This window comes from Rhodoferax sp. LS1P39 (assembly GCF_056521425.1).
This window is the reverse complement of the sequence record NZ_JBWMAV010000024.1, coordinates 25,217-41,128: the sequence shown is the minus strand read 5'-3', so window position 1 is coordinate 41,128 and position 15,912 is coordinate 25,217. Positions and strand designations below refer to the sequence as shown.

Annotated in this window: 14 protein-coding genes; 7 read left to right on the top strand and 7 right to left on the bottom strand. The window is 59.2% G+C overall.

Translation table 11 applies throughout. The features are described from left to right. The first annotated feature begins 716 nt into the window (after positions 1 to 716). Positions 717 to 1,916 carry a tyrosine-type recombinase/integrase gene (locus AC097O_RS23890; protein ID WP_479595425.1) on the top strand — a complete coding sequence of 400 codons (1,200 nt, stop codon included), beginning with the start codon at positions 717 to 719 and terminating at the stop codon, positions 1,914 to 1,916. Positions 1,917 to 2,659: 743 nt separating this feature from the next. Here AC097O_RS23890 and AC097O_RS23885 read toward each other — a convergent pair. The 4 genes from AC097O_RS23885 to AC097O_RS23870 form a co-directional block, all read right to left on the bottom strand. Next, positions 2,660 to 2,986 (bottom strand): hypothetical protein, encoded by a 327-nt coding sequence (locus AC097O_RS23885; protein ID WP_479595424.1) that lies wholly within the window; start codon positions 2,984 to 2,986, stop codon positions 2,660 to 2,662. 478 nt (positions 2,987 to 3,464) lie between these two features. Further along, positions 3,465 to 4,058, bottom strand: coding sequence for a phospholipase effector Tle1 domain-containing protein (locus AC097O_RS23880; protein WP_479595423.1), 594 nt, complete (start codon positions 4,056 to 4,058; stop codon positions 3,465 to 3,467). 621 nt (positions 4,059 to 4,679) lie between these two features. Continuing rightward, positions 4,680 to 5,117 carry a tyrosine-type recombinase/integrase gene (locus AC097O_RS23875; RefSeq protein WP_479595422.1) on the bottom strand — a complete coding sequence of 146 codons (438 nt, stop codon included), beginning with the start codon at positions 5,115 to 5,117 and terminating at the stop codon, positions 4,680 to 4,682. Positions 5,118 to 5,311: 194 nt separating this feature from the next. Further along, complete coding sequence (locus AC097O_RS23870) at positions 5,312 to 6,646, bottom strand: diguanylate cyclase domain-containing protein (protein WP_479595421.1); 1,335 nt, start codon at positions 6,644 to 6,646, stop codon at positions 5,312 to 5,314. Between the two features lie 186 nt (positions 6,647 to 6,832). On the opposite strand from AC097O_RS23870, the gene AC097O_RS23865 reads away from it, so the two are divergent. The 3 genes from AC097O_RS23865 to galE all read left to right on the top strand — a co-directional run bounded on the left by AC097O_RS23865 (position 6,833) and on the right by galE (position 9,569). Next, entirely contained in the window at positions 6,833 to 7,825 is a 993-nt protein-coding gene (locus AC097O_RS23865) for a hypothetical protein (RefSeq protein WP_479595420.1), read from the top strand. A 144-nt stretch (positions 7,826 to 7,969) separates the two neighbouring features. After that, a complete protein-coding gene (locus AC097O_RS23860; protein WP_479595419.1) occupies positions 7,970 to 8,482 on the top strand; it encodes a hemerythrin domain-containing protein in 513 nt (170 codons plus the stop codon). 70 nt (positions 8,483 to 8,552) lie between these two features. Next, the gene (galE, locus tag AC097O_RS23855) at positions 8,553 to 9,569 is read left to right on the top strand and encodes a UDP-glucose 4-epimerase GalE (protein WP_479595418.1); all 1,017 of its coding nucleotides are present in this window, start codon (positions 8,553 to 8,555) and stop codon (positions 9,567 to 9,569) included. A 139-nt stretch (positions 9,570 to 9,708) separates the two neighbouring features. Here galE and AC097O_RS23850 read toward each other — a convergent pair whose 3' ends face one another. Beyond that, the gene (locus AC097O_RS23850; RefSeq protein ID WP_479595417.1) at positions 9,709 to 10,932 is read right to left on the bottom strand and encodes a multidrug effflux MFS transporter; all 1,224 of its coding nucleotides are present in this window, start codon (positions 10,930 to 10,932) and stop codon (positions 9,709 to 9,711) included. Positions 10,933 to 10,986: 54 nt separating this feature from the next. After that, positions 10,987 to 12,171: a methionine adenosyltransferase gene (gene metK, locus AC097O_RS23845; RefSeq protein WP_479595416.1), complete on the bottom strand. Its 1,185-nt coding sequence runs from the start codon at positions 12,169 to 12,171 to the stop codon at positions 10,987 to 10,989. A gap of 141 nt (positions 12,172 to 12,312) precedes the next feature. Between metK and AC097O_RS23840 the strand changes: the two genes are divergently transcribed. Next, entirely contained in the window at positions 12,313 to 13,155 is an 843-nt protein-coding gene (locus AC097O_RS23840; RefSeq protein ID WP_479595415.1) for a lysophospholipid acyltransferase family protein, read from the top strand. Positions 13,156 to 13,181: 26 nt separating this feature from the next. Continuing rightward, the gene (locus tag AC097O_RS23835) at positions 13,182 to 14,048 is read left to right on the top strand and encodes a lysophospholipid acyltransferase family protein (RefSeq protein WP_479595414.1); all 867 of its coding nucleotides are present in this window, start codon (positions 13,182 to 13,184) and stop codon (positions 14,046 to 14,048) included. Between the two features lie 243 nt (positions 14,049 to 14,291). Here AC097O_RS23835 and yihA read toward each other — a convergent pair whose 3' ends face one another. After that, positions 14,292 to 15,047: a ribosome biogenesis GTP-binding protein YihA/YsxC gene (gene yihA, locus AC097O_RS23830; protein WP_479595413.1), complete on the bottom strand. Its 756-nt coding sequence runs from the start codon at positions 15,045 to 15,047 to the stop codon at positions 14,292 to 14,294. A gap of 167 nt (positions 15,048 to 15,214) precedes the next feature. Between yihA and AC097O_RS23825 the strand changes: the two genes are divergently transcribed. Next, positions 15,215 to 15,853, top strand: coding sequence for a c-type cytochrome (locus tag AC097O_RS23825; protein WP_479595412.1), 639 nt, complete (start codon positions 15,215 to 15,217; stop codon positions 15,851 to 15,853). The last annotated feature ends 59 nt before the right edge of the window (positions 15,854 to 15,912 follow it).

Sequence of the window (15,912 nt, the reverse complement as noted above, 5' to 3'; positions counted from 1 at the left end):
CTTCTACAACAGCGTGCGGCTGCACTCCAAACTGGGCAACTTGCCACCCAATGCTTTCGAGCAGCAATCGGCAATCAAACAACCTATCGCGGTGTCCGAAAAAACTTGACCAGCACACACCCACGCCACGCTGCATGGAATTGAAATTTTTCGAGGGGTGAAGTTCAAACCCACCGAAGCAGAAGTGGCGGCTCAACTGGTGACCGATAGCCGCTTCTAAGGCCTTCATCTTTGCTGGAGCTTCACAGCGCAGAAATGGTTGTGATGTCTTCCCCAGGGAGGTGGTAGAGGTGGGTTTTTTAGACCACAACCTTTCCTAAAGGAAAAAGTAGTTCCGTCCTGGTGGTTCTCTCCATAGATCCTCTAGGGCGGGCCCCCTGGCGTGGGGTTTTCCCACCTTTCCCACCACCTTGCTGCCGCCGTGCCTTCCCTATGAGCACGGGTAGTGACCCGACCTGACCTGAGCAGGGCACCCCATAGACGCACCCATCTGTGCCGCCTGTGTGGCTTCGGCTTGCCTGTTTCCCATGCTCAGTCTTCCATGTGGGCCAAAGGCCGCTCGCCAAATCCCTGAGCTATCCCGGTAGCTACACACCTCTGTCAACCCAAACCTTGTCCAACACCACTATGAAGAAACCGATTTTCAACACCCGGTGCCGCTATTGCAGCACGCCGTCCATTCAGTCACCACACAAATCCACCTAAGAAAGGAAACCATGGCAATCATCAGAAATCTAGACCAGTCCTATATCGACAACCACCTGGCATGCCCTCCAGGAAAACAGAAGGATGAGCTCGTCGATCCCCTGCGTACGGGCCTGTATATCGAAGTTCGTGCCAGCAGTCCTGGGCAGGGTACCTACTACCTGCGCTACAAGGATGCCGCCAGCAAGACCTGCCACCAGAAGCTAGGGCGTACCTCGGAATTTTCCTTGGCGGAAGCACGCAGGAAGGCGAAGCAGTTGAAGGCATCCATCACCATGGGCTCAGACCCACGGGGTGAGGAAAAGGCAAAGAAGGCTGTACCCACCTTGGCGGCTTTCTTCGATGATTCATATCTACCCTATGTGACACCTCGCAAGCGATCATGGAAAAAAGATGTTGGGCTGTTTGAGAAGTACGTGAGGGAGAAATTTGGTGCTCGGCGCTTGAGTGAGTTACGTCGCCAGGAAGCTCAGGAATTCCATGCGGGTTTGCTGGATAAAAAGCTATCACCAGCATCTGCTGACCATGTGGTGAAGCTGCTTCGCCAGATGATGAACAAGGCCGTGGAATGGGATGTGATTCCGGTCAGTCCCATCGCACGGATAAAGCTGTTCAATGCTGACAATCGGCTGGAGCACTACATGGACTCGGAACAGCTACAGGGTCTGTTGAATGTCTTGCAGGTTGATGACAATCGGTCCGTGTGCAATGTGGCGTTGTTCTTACTCTGTACAGGTGCCCGACTGAACGAGGCGCTGGATGCGACGTGGGACCAAGTTGACACGCAATCACGGGTATGGCGTATTTCTGCTGCGACCAGCAAGAGCAAGCGGGTTCGGTCGGTACCGCTTAACGATAGTGCCATCGAGTTGCTGGGTATCCTGAGAAATCAAGATCCTGATCGGGAGCATCCACACCTGTTCATAAGCGGCAGAACTGGTGAGCGTCTTGGCCATGTCCACAAGGTGTGGGATCGGATCAGGATCAAGGCGGCGCTACCTAAGCTGCGGTTACACGATCTTCGGCACCAATTTGCATCGTTCTTGGTCAACAACGGACGTAGCTTGTACGAGGTGCAAAAGATTCTGGGCCATTCAAGCCACTCCGTGACGGAGCGCTATGCCCACCTGAGCTCGACCTCCCTGATGGACGCGGCCAACACTGCATCCAGCATGATCAAGGGGGCAATGCCCACAGCAGCGTCAGCCTAGGCTAGGAAATGGTGGGGTCCTCTATTTTTAGGACTCCCCATTTCTGCCTATGGTTGTCGATCTCATTTCTCTTTTTTTCGACCTAGGAGGGCGTAATTATCCGTATACGTTCACTGGGGAATAATTTTGCAAGTTTTGTGTTTATTAAATAAATTAATACCAGCAAAAGTAATGTGTTAAATAATCCTATAATTAATTATATTTTCAATATAATTTTTTAATTAATCAAGAGCAGACGTACGCATATTGTTGTCCTGATGCACAAAATTCTGGGCATATGTTCAAGCGCACTTGACCACTTGCACATTTAGGCTCAAGCACAGAGGGAAGGGGGGACGGGCCCCAGCATCCACAGACTTGCATGCCATATCCAGCAGGGTACCCAGAAGGTTGTCCTAATGGCGATGCAGGTAGACTGGGCGCAACAGCTGGGGCAGTAGCTGACCCTTCACCATGAATACCGCCCAAAATGAGGTGGACCGAGCCTTGAGTGGGCCTTGGTGTGACTTTACTCTCGCAGAAAGATACCGCTGCGGAAATAGCACTGCTGTTTAATGGACTTGTTAAGAGAAAGCTCGCATCTTCAGCTTGATATTTTTTTAGTAATGTCAGTGCGTCTGCCCACGAGCCTCTGACATAGGCTTCTTTCGCCTGAATGTAATTTGGGTTGCGCAGATCAGCCCAAGCTATATTGATGACCGATATGAGGGCAATTGTGAATGTAATATATGAGAATATTTTTTTCATTTTGACTCTTCTTGCTCTGGAAGTTTTGGGGCTTTAGACGATGAAAGCGAACTACTGTCGTTTACCTTATGCCAGTCGAAGTTTATACCTTGCCATACTGATGAAACAACAATAGCCGCTCCAAGAATTGCGAAAAATGTCCCAGGAGCTGCACTTTTTAGAACAATTTTATTATTTCCAAAATTTGCGTTAAGATCACCAGATTTCCCCCAAATACTTTGGATGAAAAGTCGGTAACCCATATAGCAAAATAATGCCCCCACAGTTAGGCAGCTAATTTTATAAGTTAGCATTGCCCCAATTAATGCTAGTTCAATTGACATAATCTACTCTTGTTTAATTATTTTTCGGCGTTTCTGTTTTTAGAAAGTGCGACGGTGATTTTTTCGGGCTTTAGAAGTGGTTGGCAGTTGTTCTTGCTTTTTTGTATGGGTTGCTATTAGAATACTTTTGGTGTATTTTTCCATTCGGTCCAGCTAGTTGTCGCCGCTGTTGGATATTTTTTTATTATTCTCTTTTCTCCTGATGCTTTTAATGCGGCATTTTCTTGCCACGCGGACAGGCCTCCTGCTCGAACTCCTGCGTAAATAGTATCAATCGTGATGCTGTTACTGCTGACCTTGAATTGACCAGTTCATCGCGCTTATGCCAATGCCGAACTGATAGGTCACATGTGTCGGGAAAGGCGCATCCAGCTTCGTTCTGCAAGGACTTGGGGTGGTCATGAAATTACTGGTAGCGTTGCTCATTCTGCAGTTGGCATCAACACCCAGACGGCAACGGCTGTTATGCGGGCCTTTATCAGTTTTTGGGGGGGAGCGGTATGGGTGCATATCCCGGTAGTGTGGCTATGAAGCTAGCGAACAGTTCTTTGATTGAATCAGCTTTCTGCTTGGCACTAGCGTTTTCTCGATACTTCCGCCAAGCGGCCACTCCAAGACTGTAGGCCAGATCTTTATCATCAAGCTTATTTTTCTTTGGATTTAAAAGGCCAACACTTGTTATTAATCCCGCCAGAGCACGTGCGGTATAAGCACCTCGACTAAAGCCAATGATGAAAATGGCATCCCCAGGCTCCCAGTTCCGGCTGATAAAGGTGTATCCACGCACAATTCTGGTAATGATGCCGACACCGAAAGCACCCCCGAGCAGCTTCAGTAAAGGGTTTGACGAATCACCTACGCCGTGGAGGTATTTGGCAATCTGCCGTGTCACGCCACCTTCCACCAAAGACTTTTCTGCTTCGTCTTTGAGTCGCCGGGAATCAATGGACGTGTCACCTTTGAGCAAATGAAAGAGCTTGAGAACGTTGGTGGCATCGGGTACGCCATCCTTGTCATCGTCTACGTCCGTACCATTCCATGTGCCATCTGCACAAAATATGATGTTCGTCATGTGTCTCTTTCGACGCTTTGTAAAGAGAATGTATGTTGTTCTTGGAGTGCATGCATCCATAAAATTGAGGACGCAGATACCGATGCGGAGCATTGACAGAGTGGTATTAAAAATGATGAGTGGACGACGTTGAGTAACCCACGGCGATCGCTATAGCCCTGCTTAATGGCTATCGAATGCTTAGGGCGTAGAATAAAAGCGAGGTGTGTGAGGCTGCTGATCGACCGCTAAGTGGCGCGTCAAGATCAGTTTGGCCGAGCATTCGGTTTCGGTTCGGCTGATCGAGCGTAACTCGTTGATCTGCATGGGAAAAATCCCTGTCAAAAAGCAGGGGCTCCATAACAGTTCGGTATACGTTCGGTTCTAAGGCCTAAAGGGTGGTGGGAGCGGAAGAAAGCCTTTAAATTCATGGACTTACGGAGGTCTGGAAGCTGGGCTCCCTTGTTCTCATAATCCTTTGGTCGAGTGTTCAAGTCACTCACGTCCTACCATTATTCATGCGCCTTAGCGCCCGTTTGGGGTGCTGGGGCCACTCTACAATTCCGGGTGTTTCTCTACAATTCTGCGCAGACAGTAGAAAAGCACACCCCGAAAAATGGCCCGTTTCGCCCAGCAGGGCGGTTATCTCAGCGGCTTCACCCGTTTGCCCATCCGGGCCTTGACGTAGTGCTCTGTCATCTCCCGATTCTTGTGCGCCAGCAGCTTTTGCGAGTGAGCTAGATCGCCCGTATCGGTCGCCGCCTTGGCCCGGATATCCCGAAACTGAAAAGTCACCCCGGCCAGCGTGCGGGCCTTGTCGAAGCGTGAGCGCAGCGCATCCTTGGTGAGTGGCTGGCCGTTTGCGTTCTGGATCAGGTAGGCGCTGGTGGCCTCGTAGGGCCGGGCGTTGATCCTGGCGATGGTGGCCGCCAGCTCCCCGGTTATCTCGATGCCCAGGCGGGCGCTGGTCTTGTTCTGCACGGTCCACAGCGCCCCGTCGCGGATATCCGCATGCTTGAGCTTTAGCACGTCGGCCGGGCGCTGGCCGGTGAGCAAGGCCAGGTCCATTGCATCGATCACGGTGGCATGCGCATTTCCCCGTCTGTGCGCAATTTTGCGTGCGAATGGGGAAATGTGTGCTGCCGGTGTCGTTGCTCCTGCCTATTTGGCCAGGAGTTGCGATTTGCGTTGGTTAGATATTCTTGACCAATATCCTGCGAGCAATCTGGATTTTCCAAATTTCCGGCAGGGCGGGTCTCCGAAAATACCCCCCCTCACCCCTCCCGCGCCGCGCAAAAGCTGAACTGGTCCCGCCCGGCCTGCTTGGCCAGGTACATGGCCGAATCCGCGCTTTTGACCAGCTCGCCCACCGTCAGGCCGTCTTGCGGGTAAAAGGCCACGCCTATGCTGCCGGACACCTGGGGGGCGGGGTGGGCGATGTCGAAGGGGCGGGCCAGTTCGCGCTGGATCACGGTGGCTACGGCTTTGGCGTGCTCGGGGCTGCCCAGGTCGGGCAGGATGACGGTGAATTCGTCGCCGCCCAGGCGCGCCACCGTGTCTTCGTTGCGCAGGCACGATTGAATGCGAAGCGCCGCCTGGCGCAGCAGTGCATCGCCTGCCTCGTGGCCCAGCGTGTCGTTGATGTCCTTGAAGTGGTCCAGGTCGATGAACAGCAGCGCCAGCAGGCACTGGGAGCGGGCCGCGTGGCGTAGCTGCAGGTCCAGCCGGTCCAGGAACAGTCTGCGGTTGGGCAAGCCGGTGAGGCTGTCGTAGTTGGCGCTGCGCCAGTTGTGTTCTTCGGTGGCCTTGCGGTCGGTGACGTTGCGGGCCGTGCCGACCACCGCCTCGATTTCGCCTGCCGCGTCCAGCACGGGCGCGAAGATGTAGTCGTAGATGTCGGTATCCACGCCGTCTGCGGTATAGCGCATCTCGCCGCGCACCGGCTTTTTGGTGTGGATGACGGCGTGGATGCTGTGTTGCAACGCATCGGCCCCCGGCAGGCCCACATCGGCGCACAACTTGCCGGTGATCTGGCCCATACCTCGGCCCAGCAACGCCGTCATGGCCTGGTTGGTATAGGCGAAGCGGCCTTCCAGGTCGAAGGTGAAGCTGAGGTCAGGCGATGACGACAAGATGGTGTCAAACACCCGGGTGAGCTGCTCCTTTTCATGGGCATAGCTGGTCACCGATTCGGTGATGGCTAAATCCAGCGCCTCGTTGAACCGGATCAGGTCTCGGACGGCCGTGGCGGGAATGGTTTCGTCCTTCAGCGACTTCTGCCATAGGCGCGTCACGCTGGCGCGCAGGGCGCGGTACTCGGCTACCGCTGCGTCCAGCCCGAAGCCATAGGCCAGGCGCTCCTTGCCGTGCTCGGTGGCTGCGGTCTCTTCGGTCGCTGAGGCATCCACGCTTTTCGACTTGTCGGTGCCATCGGCATCGGTCGGGGGCAGGTCCAGGTCGGCGGCTACGTTTTCCAGTATGAGTTTGATGTGGTCGCGCAGCGCCACCTTGTTCATGGTTTGTCCTGGGGGCACCAGGGTGGCGGCAAAGTCTTGCCACTCCTGCAGGATGGGTTCCATGTTCGAGAGGATGAAAGCGGAGAGGCGCATCCCTGCTTATAGGGCGAATCGGCCACCGCGTATAGGCGGTAGGCCACATAGCGAAATTAGGCTCTTCTCTTCGCCCAAATGCCCATGCGCCTGCGGCATGCCGTCCTACTGCAGGCCACGGGCTGAACCGACAGCCACCCCTGGCGGGCCGTCGCACCATGCAATCTCATCTTTTGGAGACACCACGTGATTCACACCAACCTGCCTGCCTCGCCGAACGGGGCCCCAGGGCTTGCACCTGCATATGCCCAAAGCCCGGCTCCATCCGTCAGCGCCGTCTCATGGGCGGCCATTGTTGCAGGGGCCGCCGGGGCTGCTGCGCTGTCTTTGATTCTATTGATCCTGGGCGTCGGCCTGGGGCTGTCGTCTGTGTCGCCCTGGTCTGGCCAGGGCGCTACAGCCAGCACCTTCGGCATCTCGACGATTGTGTGGATTGCCTTTACCCAACTGGCGGCTGCGGGTCTGGGTGGCTACCTGGCCGGACGCCTGCGCGTGCGATGGGCGGGCACCCATACCGACGAGGTGTACTTTCGTGACACCGCCCACGGATTTCTGGCCTGGGCGCTGGCGACCCTGGTGACGGCGGCCATGCTGACATCGGCCATTGGCGGCATCGTCAATGGGGGTGTGCAGGCCGGTGCCAGCGTAGTGTCGGGTGCTGCGGGCACGGCGGCCAATGCCATGCCTGCATTGACCGCTGCCGCCAAGCCGGACGGTGGGTTTGCCGACCAGGGCTATCTGGTGGACGGCCTGTTCCGGAAAAGCATGCAAGCGCCTGCAGCCAGCGCACCTGCAAGTGCACCCGCCGACACACCCGCCATTACACCCGTCCAAGCCACCCAGGACGAGGTCGCGTCCTCCTCCGCCGAAGTGGGGCGCATTTTGGCCACTGCCATCGGCAAGGGCCAGCTCCCGGCCGACGATGCAAAGTATGTAGGCCAGCTGGTTGCACAGCGAACCGGACTGCCCCAGGCCGATGCCGAGAAGCGGGTTACCGAAGCGTTCGCTCGGGTGCAGGCCAGCGCCAAAGAGGTAGAGGTTGCCACCCGCAATGCGGCCGACAAGGCCCGCAAAGCGTCGGCCTACAGCGCCCTGTGGCTATTCGTTTCGCTGCTGATGGGAGCCTTCATGGCCAGCCTGGCCGCGACCTTCGGTGGCCGCCAGCGCGACCTGTTTTAACCACGCAACCCCAAGGAGACATTCCATGCGTTCACTGCTTTTGCTATTTCTCGGGATCCCTATCCCCATCATCATTTTGATTGCCATTTTCGTCAGCTAGACGGCAAAGCAAGCATTCCCACACAACCTCCAAGGAGCCACACCATGTCAACTACCACCAAAGCATCTGCGAAAGTCCCCGCCAAAACACCCGCAAAGTCCGCACCGTCCAAACCCCAGGAGGCCACCGCCATGCTGCGGGCCGACCACAAGCGGGTCAGCGATCTGTTTGCCGAGTACGAGATCACCAGCGCCGTCGGCAAGAAAAAAGAGTTGGTCAGCACCATCTGCAAGGAGCTGAGTGTGCACGCGCAGTTGGAAGAAGAAATCTTCTACCCCGCCGTGAAACGCGCCTTGAACGACTCCGAGCTGGTGCCCGAAGCCACGGTGGAGCACGCCACCCTGAAGGACCTGATCGCCCAGGTGGAAGGGCAGACCCCCAACGGCGAAATGTTCGATGCCAAGATCAAGGTGCTGTCCGAATACGTGAAGCACCACGTGAAAGAGGAGCACACCGAAATGTTTCCCAAGGCCAAAAAGACCAGCATGGACCTGCTGGCCCTGGGCGCAAAAATGGCCTCGCGCAAGACCGAGCTGCTGGCCGCAATGTCCGCCTGATGCAGCGCCATGGGGCCTGGCAGGGCGCTTTGGCTCTAACATGAGCGCCTTGCACAACCAAAGGCTTTCCATGATTTTTGTGACCGGTGGCGCTGGCTACATTGGCTCCCATACCTGCGTAGAGTTGCTCAACGCAGGCTTGGACGTGACGGTGTTCGACAACTTTTGCAACAGCCAGCCCGAGTCGCTGGCGCGGGTGGAGCGCATCACGGGCAAAAAACCCCGGCTGATTGAAGGCGACATCCGCGATGTGGCGGCCTTGACGGCGGCGCTGCAGTCCAGTGGGGCCACGGCAGTCATCCACTGCGCGGGCCTCAAGGCGGTGGGCGAGTCGGTGGCGCAGCCGCTGCGTTATTACGACAACAATGTGGTGGGTACCCTGCGCCTGCTCGAAGCCATGGGCGCGTGCGGCGTGAAGACGCTGGTGTTCAGCTCGTCGGCCACGGTCTACGGTGACCCGCAGCGCCTGCCGCTCACTGAAGACCACCCGCTCTCGGCCACCAACCCCTATGGCCGCAGCAAGCTGATGGTGGAAGACCTGCTGCGCGACCTGCACCTTAGCGACGCGTCGTGGCGCATCGGCATCCTGCGCTATTTCAACCCCGTGGGCGCGCACGAAAGCGGGCTGATCGGCGAAGACCCGCGCGGCACCCCCAACAACCTGCTGCCCTTTGTGGCCCAGGTGGCCGTGGGCCAGCGCGCATTTTTGAACGTGTGGGGTGACGACTACACCACCCCCGACGGCACCGGCGTGCGCGACTACATCCACGTGGTCGATCTGGCCGTGGGCCACCTCAAAGCGCTGGAGCGCCTGCAGGCCGTGCCCGACTTCTTGACCGTGAACCTGGGCACCGGCATCGGCTACAGCGTGCTGGACATGGTGCGCGCGTTCGAAAAAGCCAGCGGCAAGCCCGTGCCCTACCAGGTTGCCCCCCGGCGGCCCGGCGACATTGCCGCCTGCTATGCCGAACCCACTGCGGCGCGGGAGCTGCTGGGCTGGCGCGCCGAGCGCGGGCTGGATGCCATGTGCACCGACGCCTGGCGCTGGCAGAGCGCCAACCCCACGGGGTTTAGCGCGGCGGCTTGATGGGTTTGTGTGGTTTTGGAATACCTGAAAGATATCTGGTTACAGGTGTTTTTGGCTGCCCGTGCTTATGGATTGAGCGTGAGAAGCTCCTAATACCGTAGCGTACGTGGTGGGGTGTTGTGCGTTTTATGCATGGTCCCTACACCGCCCGCCCCACCTCCGGCCAGCGCCGGTGTAACCCCATCCAGGCCAGCAAACCCACGCTGAGCAAGGCCGCAGAGGCCAGCGCCAGCGCAATGGCCGAGTGCATCACCAGAGGTGCCAGCACCCCGGCCACCAGCCCGTTGGCGGTAGAGCCCAAACAGGCCTGCAGGCTGGAGGCCATGCCGCGCCGCTCGGGCACCAGGTCCAGCACCAGCAGCGTCACGGCGGGCACCATCATGGCCCAGCCAAACGCAAACAGCGCCACCGGGAACAGCGCCCAGCTGACGTGCGCGGTGAACAGCAGATTGGCCAGCACATTCACCGCCGACACCCCCACCATGATCACAAAGCCGTGGCGGATTTGCGTCTTGGCTGGAATCTTGCCCGCCATACGGCCACTCATCCATGCCCCGGCCATGATGCCGCCGATGGTCAGCACAAAAAACCAGAAAAACTGCGTCGGCCCCAGCCCCAGCAAGCTGCCCAGAAACTCCGGGGCCGAAAGCACGTACAAAAACATGCCGTTGAAGGGCACGCCGCTGGCCAGCGCCAGCAGCACAAAGCGCGGGTTCGCGATGAGCTGCCGGTAGCCGCGCAGCAGGTTGCGGGCGTTCAGCGGCTGGCGCTGGGCAACATGCAGGGTTTCGGGCAGAAACCGGAAGTTGGCCAGCCACAGCAGCACGCCCACGCCGGTCAAAAACCAAAAGATGCTGTGCCAGCCCAGGTGCACAAACAGCCAGCCGCCGATGATGGGCGCAATGGCCGGGGCCACGCCGAAGTAGATGGTGATCTGGCTCATCACCTTTTGCGCGTCTGCCGGGGGAAACATGTCGCGCACCACCGCCCGCGCCACCACGATGCCCGCGCCAGTCGACAAGCCCTGCAAGGCGCGGAAAAACACCAGTTGCCCAATGCTTTGCGACAGCGCACAGCCCGCGCTGGCCAGGGTGAAAATCGCCAGGCCGGTCAGCACCACGGGGCGGCGGCCAAAGCTGTCCGACAGCGCACCGTGGAACAGGTTCATGAACGCAAAGCCAAACAGGTAGGCCGATAGCGTCTGCTGCATCTGCGCCGGGGTGGCGTGCGTGGATGCGGCAATCCCTGCAAACGCCGGGAGGAAGGTGTCTATGGAAAACGGCCCCAGCATGCCAAGCAGGGCCAACAAAATTGCCAGGGCCCAGCGTGGCGCGGGCCACAACTGGGCGGCATCAGGGTTCATAACGGGGAGCGGGGTGGTGAGCCCCCCAGTATCCCAGTGAAGCGTAAAGCGTGCTTATTTCAGGCCTGCAGCAGCCCGCAGAATCTGCGCCTTGTCCGTCCGTTCCCAGGTGAACTCTGGTTCTTCCCGTCCAAAGTGGCCGTAAGCCGCGGTCTTTTCGTAGATCGGGCGCAGCAGGTCCAGCATCTGGATGATGCCCTTGGGGCGCAGGTCGAAGTGGGCTTTGACCAGCTCGGCGATCTGCGCGTCGGGGATCACGCCCGTGCCTTCGGTGTAGATGGTCACGTTCATCGGGTGGGCCACGCCAATCGCGTAGGCCACCTGGATCTGGCACTGGCGCGCCAGACCGGCGGCCACGATGTTCTTGGCCACGTAGCGGGCGGCGTAGGCGGCCGAGCGGTCCACCTTTGTGGGGTCTTTGCCGCTGAACGCGCCGCCGCCGTGCGGGCAGGCACCGCCGTAGGTGTCCACAATGATCTTGCGACCAGTCAGCCCGCAGTCGCCTTGCGGGCCGCCGATGACGAAGCGGCCGGTGGGGTTGATCAGGTACTTGGTGTCTTGCAGCCACTCTTTGGGCAGCACGGGCTTGATGATTTCTTCGATCACCGCCTCGATAAAGGATGCCTTCATCTTCGTGGGCGTTTCCGACTGGTCGGGGTGGTGCTGGGTGGACAGCACCACGGTGTCGATGCTGTGCGGTTTGCCGTCCACATAACGCATGGTCACCTGGCTCTTGGCATCGGGGCGCAGGAAGGGCAGGCGGCCATCCTTGCGCAGCTGGGCCTGGCGCTCGACCAGGCGGTGCGCGTAGTAGATGGGCGCGGGCATCAGCTCGGGCGTCTCATTACAGGCGTAGCCAAACATCAGGCCCTGGTCGCCCGCGCCGGTGTTCAGGTGGTCGTCACTGGCATGGTCCACGCCCTGGGCGATGTCGTTGCTCTGCTTGTCATAGCAGACCATGACTGCGCAGCCCTTGTGGTCGATGCCGTATTCGGTGTTGTCGTAGCCGATGCGCTTGATAGTGTCGCGGGCCACCTGGATGTAGTCCACATGCGCGTTGGTGGTGATCTCGCCCGCCAGCACGACCAGGCCGGTGTTGGTCAGCGTCTCGGCGGCCACGCGGCTCAAGGGGTCTTGCTTGAAGATGGCATCCAGAATCGCGTCCGAGATCTGGTCGGCTACCTTGTCGGGGTGGCCTTCGGAGACGGATTCGGAGGTAAAGAGAAAGTCGTTCGCCATTTTGTAAACTCCTGTGTTGGTGATGGCGCGTTGCCAGCCTGGGAGCTTTGGCGAACGCTTTAGCAGATGTGTTTAACGTCGCCCTGCAAGTAGTTCATTTAACTCAGCGACCTTTGAATTCTACCGTTACCAAATATGTCCATGTTGTTTCGATGGTCCGCCCACCTGCCCTTGGCGGTGCTGCACATGCTGGGTGCGCTGCTGGGCTGGCTGGCCTATCTGGCATCGCCCACCTACCGCAAACGCTTTAACGCCAACGTGACCCAGGCCGGTATCGCCCCGCGCCAGGCCCGCCGCGCCATTGCCGAAGCGGGCAAGCTGGCCACCGAACTGCCTTGGCTGTGGTTGCGCCCCCGCGCCCAAAAGCTGCCCAAAATCCAATGGCAGGGCGTGGAGCACCTGGAGGACGCGCTGGCGCTGGGCAAGGGCGTGGTTTTCATGACCCCGCACGTGGGCAGCTTCGAGGTGGTGCCCCAGGCCCACGCCGCCCGGTTCAGCGAAAAGTACGGCGCGATGACCATCCTGTACAAGCCGTCCAAGTTCGCCTGGCTGGACGACCTGCTCAAGGCCGCCCGCTCCGCACCGGGGCTGGAGGCCGCGCCCACCACCACCGGCGGCGTGCGCATGATCCTCAAGTCGCTCAAGCAGGGCCGGGTGGTGGGCATGCTGCCCGACCAGGTGCCCGGCGAGGGGCAGGGCGTGTGGGCCCCGTTTTTTGGCCGCCCGGCCTACACCATGACCCTGGCCTTGCGGCTGGCCCGGCAAAGCGGCGCGCCGATGCTGGTAGCCTTGGGCGACCGTTTGCCCTGGGGGCGCGGCTATGTCATCCATGTGCACCCCCTGCATTTGCCGCTGGACCAGGGCGATGCGGTGGCTGCTGCGGCGCTGAACGCCGCCATGGAAGACCTGATCCGCCAACGCCCCGGCATGTACCTCTGGAGCTACGCGCGCTACAAGCAGCCGCGGCCAGAAGCGCGCCCCTGATTTTCCGTTTTTGATTTGGATTTTTGATGCTGTCCCAAGGATTGATTGTGTTCATGCGCCTGCTGGCGCGCCTGCCGCTGGCCTGGGTGCGTGGCGCGGGCTGGGTCCTGGGGATGGTGTTGTATGGCCTGCTGGGCGGTCGGCGGGCCATCGCCACCACCAACCTCGCACTATGCTTTCCAGAGCAGTCTGCGCAGGAGCGGCGGGCGCTGGTGCGGAAAATCTTTGTGTATTTCACGCAGGCCTGGCTGGACCGGGGCTGGCTGTGGCACGGCGCGCCCGAGCGCACCTTGCAGCGGCTCAAAATTGTGGGCGACGTGGCGCAGCTCAGCGGCGATGCGCCTACCGTGCTGTTTGTGCCGCACTTTGTGGGGCTGGACGCGGGGGCTACCGCCTTGTCGCAGCAGATTCCGCGCGACTTCAACACCATCTTTACCCCCCAAAGCAACCAGGTGATGGATGCATGGATCGCCCAGGGCCGCCAGCGCTTTGGCAACGCCCGCCTGTTTGACCGCCGACAGGGTGTGAAGGAAATCGTCGCCTCGCTGCGCCAGGGCCAGCCGCTGTACCTGCTGCCCGACATGGATTTCGGGGCCAAGGACGCGTTTTTTGTGCTGTTTTACGGCGTACCCGCCGCCACCGTGCCGTCGCTGTCGCGTTTCGCCCGCCTGGGCCGCGCCAAGGTGGTGCCGGTGCTGACCCGCATGACCGACTGGGGTTACGAGGTGGAGGTGCTGCCCGCCTGGGAAGACTTCCCCAGCGCGGATGCCGAAGCCGACACCGCCCTGATGAACCGCCGCCTGCAAGACTACATCGCCACCATGCCCGCGCAGTACTTCTGGGTGCACAAGCGCTTCAAAACCCGGCCGCCGGGCGCGCCTGAGGTGTATTGAGCTTTACTATGGTTTTAGGAGCTGCTTGCGCTTATGGAGTAAGCACTGGAGGCCTAAAAGATCATTAATGTCGGTTAGGCGATTAGCCTTTGCTTGTTGGGCAAATTGCCGGACTGTCTTGCTGCTTCTTCGCCAAGTCCATCCTTAGCAGACGGCTGGAAATTACAGTTTTCCTACATTTTCAACAAATCTGAAAATCATAGGAAAACTGTTGTAATTCAACAGGTTGGAGTCCAGAAAATATCAGTCTTCGTCCAGATTTTCAGGCTCGTCCAGCACCGGCGCTGCGGGCTTGGGGGCGGGGGCATCGCTGCCCTCAGGGTGCGCCCACTGCCACAGCAGTTGGCTGGCTTCGTCGATGCCCTGCTTCTTTAATGCCGAGAACAGCTTGACCTCGCCGCCACCGGCCTGCAGGCGCGCGATGGAGAGGGCCTTGGTGGCTTCTTCGCGGTTGAGCTTGTCGGACTTGGTCAGCAAAATCAAAAACTTCAGGCCTTCGGCGACGCGGGGGCGCACGATGTCCAGCAGGATTTCGTCCAGCTCGGTCAGGCCGTGGCGCGGGTCGCACATCATCACGATGCCGACCAGGTTCTCGCGGGTGACCAGGTAGTTGGCCATCACGCGCTGCCAGCGGATCTTGTCGGCCTTGGGGACCGCCGCGTAGCCGTAGCCGGGCAAATCGGCCAGTACCGCGTCGGTTATGCCCTGTTTGCCCAGGCTGAACAGGTTGATGTTTTGCGTGCGGCCGGGCTTTTTGGAGGCGTAGGCCAGCTGCTTTTGCTGCGTCAGGGTGTTGATGCAGGTGGATTTGCCCGCGTTGGAGCGCCCCACAAAGGCGATTTCCGGCACGGTCAGCGGGGGCAGATGGTGCAGTTGCGGCGCGGTGGTCAGGAACTTGGCGGTGTGCATCCAGCCCGCAGCGATGACCGCCGGGCTTTTGGCAGGCGGCAATTTGGGCAAGGGCGCGCCGTCGGCTGCCGGGGGAGAGGTAGGAATCATGGAATCTTCGGAGGACAGGGTGCAGGTGCTGCGGCTGTCGTTTTCAAGAGTTCTCGTAAAGAGAACCGGACCTGCATTGTAGAATCATTGGCTTGTGCGCCCTGGATTCACGCCAGATGTGCACCAAAATCGCCCCCGAAAAGACAAATCGATAGGCCCCCTCGAATATGAAGCTCCTTGTCTCCCTGTTGACCGCCGCCGCGCTGGCGAGCCCTTTTGTGTCGGCTTTTGCTGCCGGGGAAAAACCCGCAGCGCCCATGGCCGCCAAGCCCGATCTGGTCAAAGGCGAGGCCAGCTTTACCGCGGTGTGCGCCGCCTGCCACGGTGCGGACGGCAATTCGGCCATCGCCGCCAACCCCAAGCTGTCGCAACAGCACCCCGAGTACCTGCTCAAGCAGTTGCAGGAATTCAAGTCTGGTAAGCGCAACAACGCGGTGATGAAGGGCTTTGCCGCCGGCCTGACTGATGACGACATGCGCAACATCTCTTACTGGGCGGCCTCCAAAAAGGTGAAAGCCGGTTTCGCCAAAGACAAAGAGTTGGTGGCCTTGGGTGAACGCATTTACCGCGGTGGCATTGCCGACCGCCAGATCGCCGCCTGCGCCGGTTGCCACAGCCCCAACGGTGCCGGTATTCCAGCCCAGTACCCGCGCCTGGGTGGCCAGCATGCCGACTACGTGGCCGCACAGTTGACCACTTTCCGCGACGGTGGCCGCAAGAACAGCGCCCAAATGAGCATGGTGGCCGCCAAGATGAACGACCGCGAAATCAAGGCCGTGGCCGATTACATCGCTGGCCTGCATTAAGAACGTGTTCACGGTCTTTTTAGGACCGCGTTGGGGTGCAATCGGGATGAGTTGGTTGT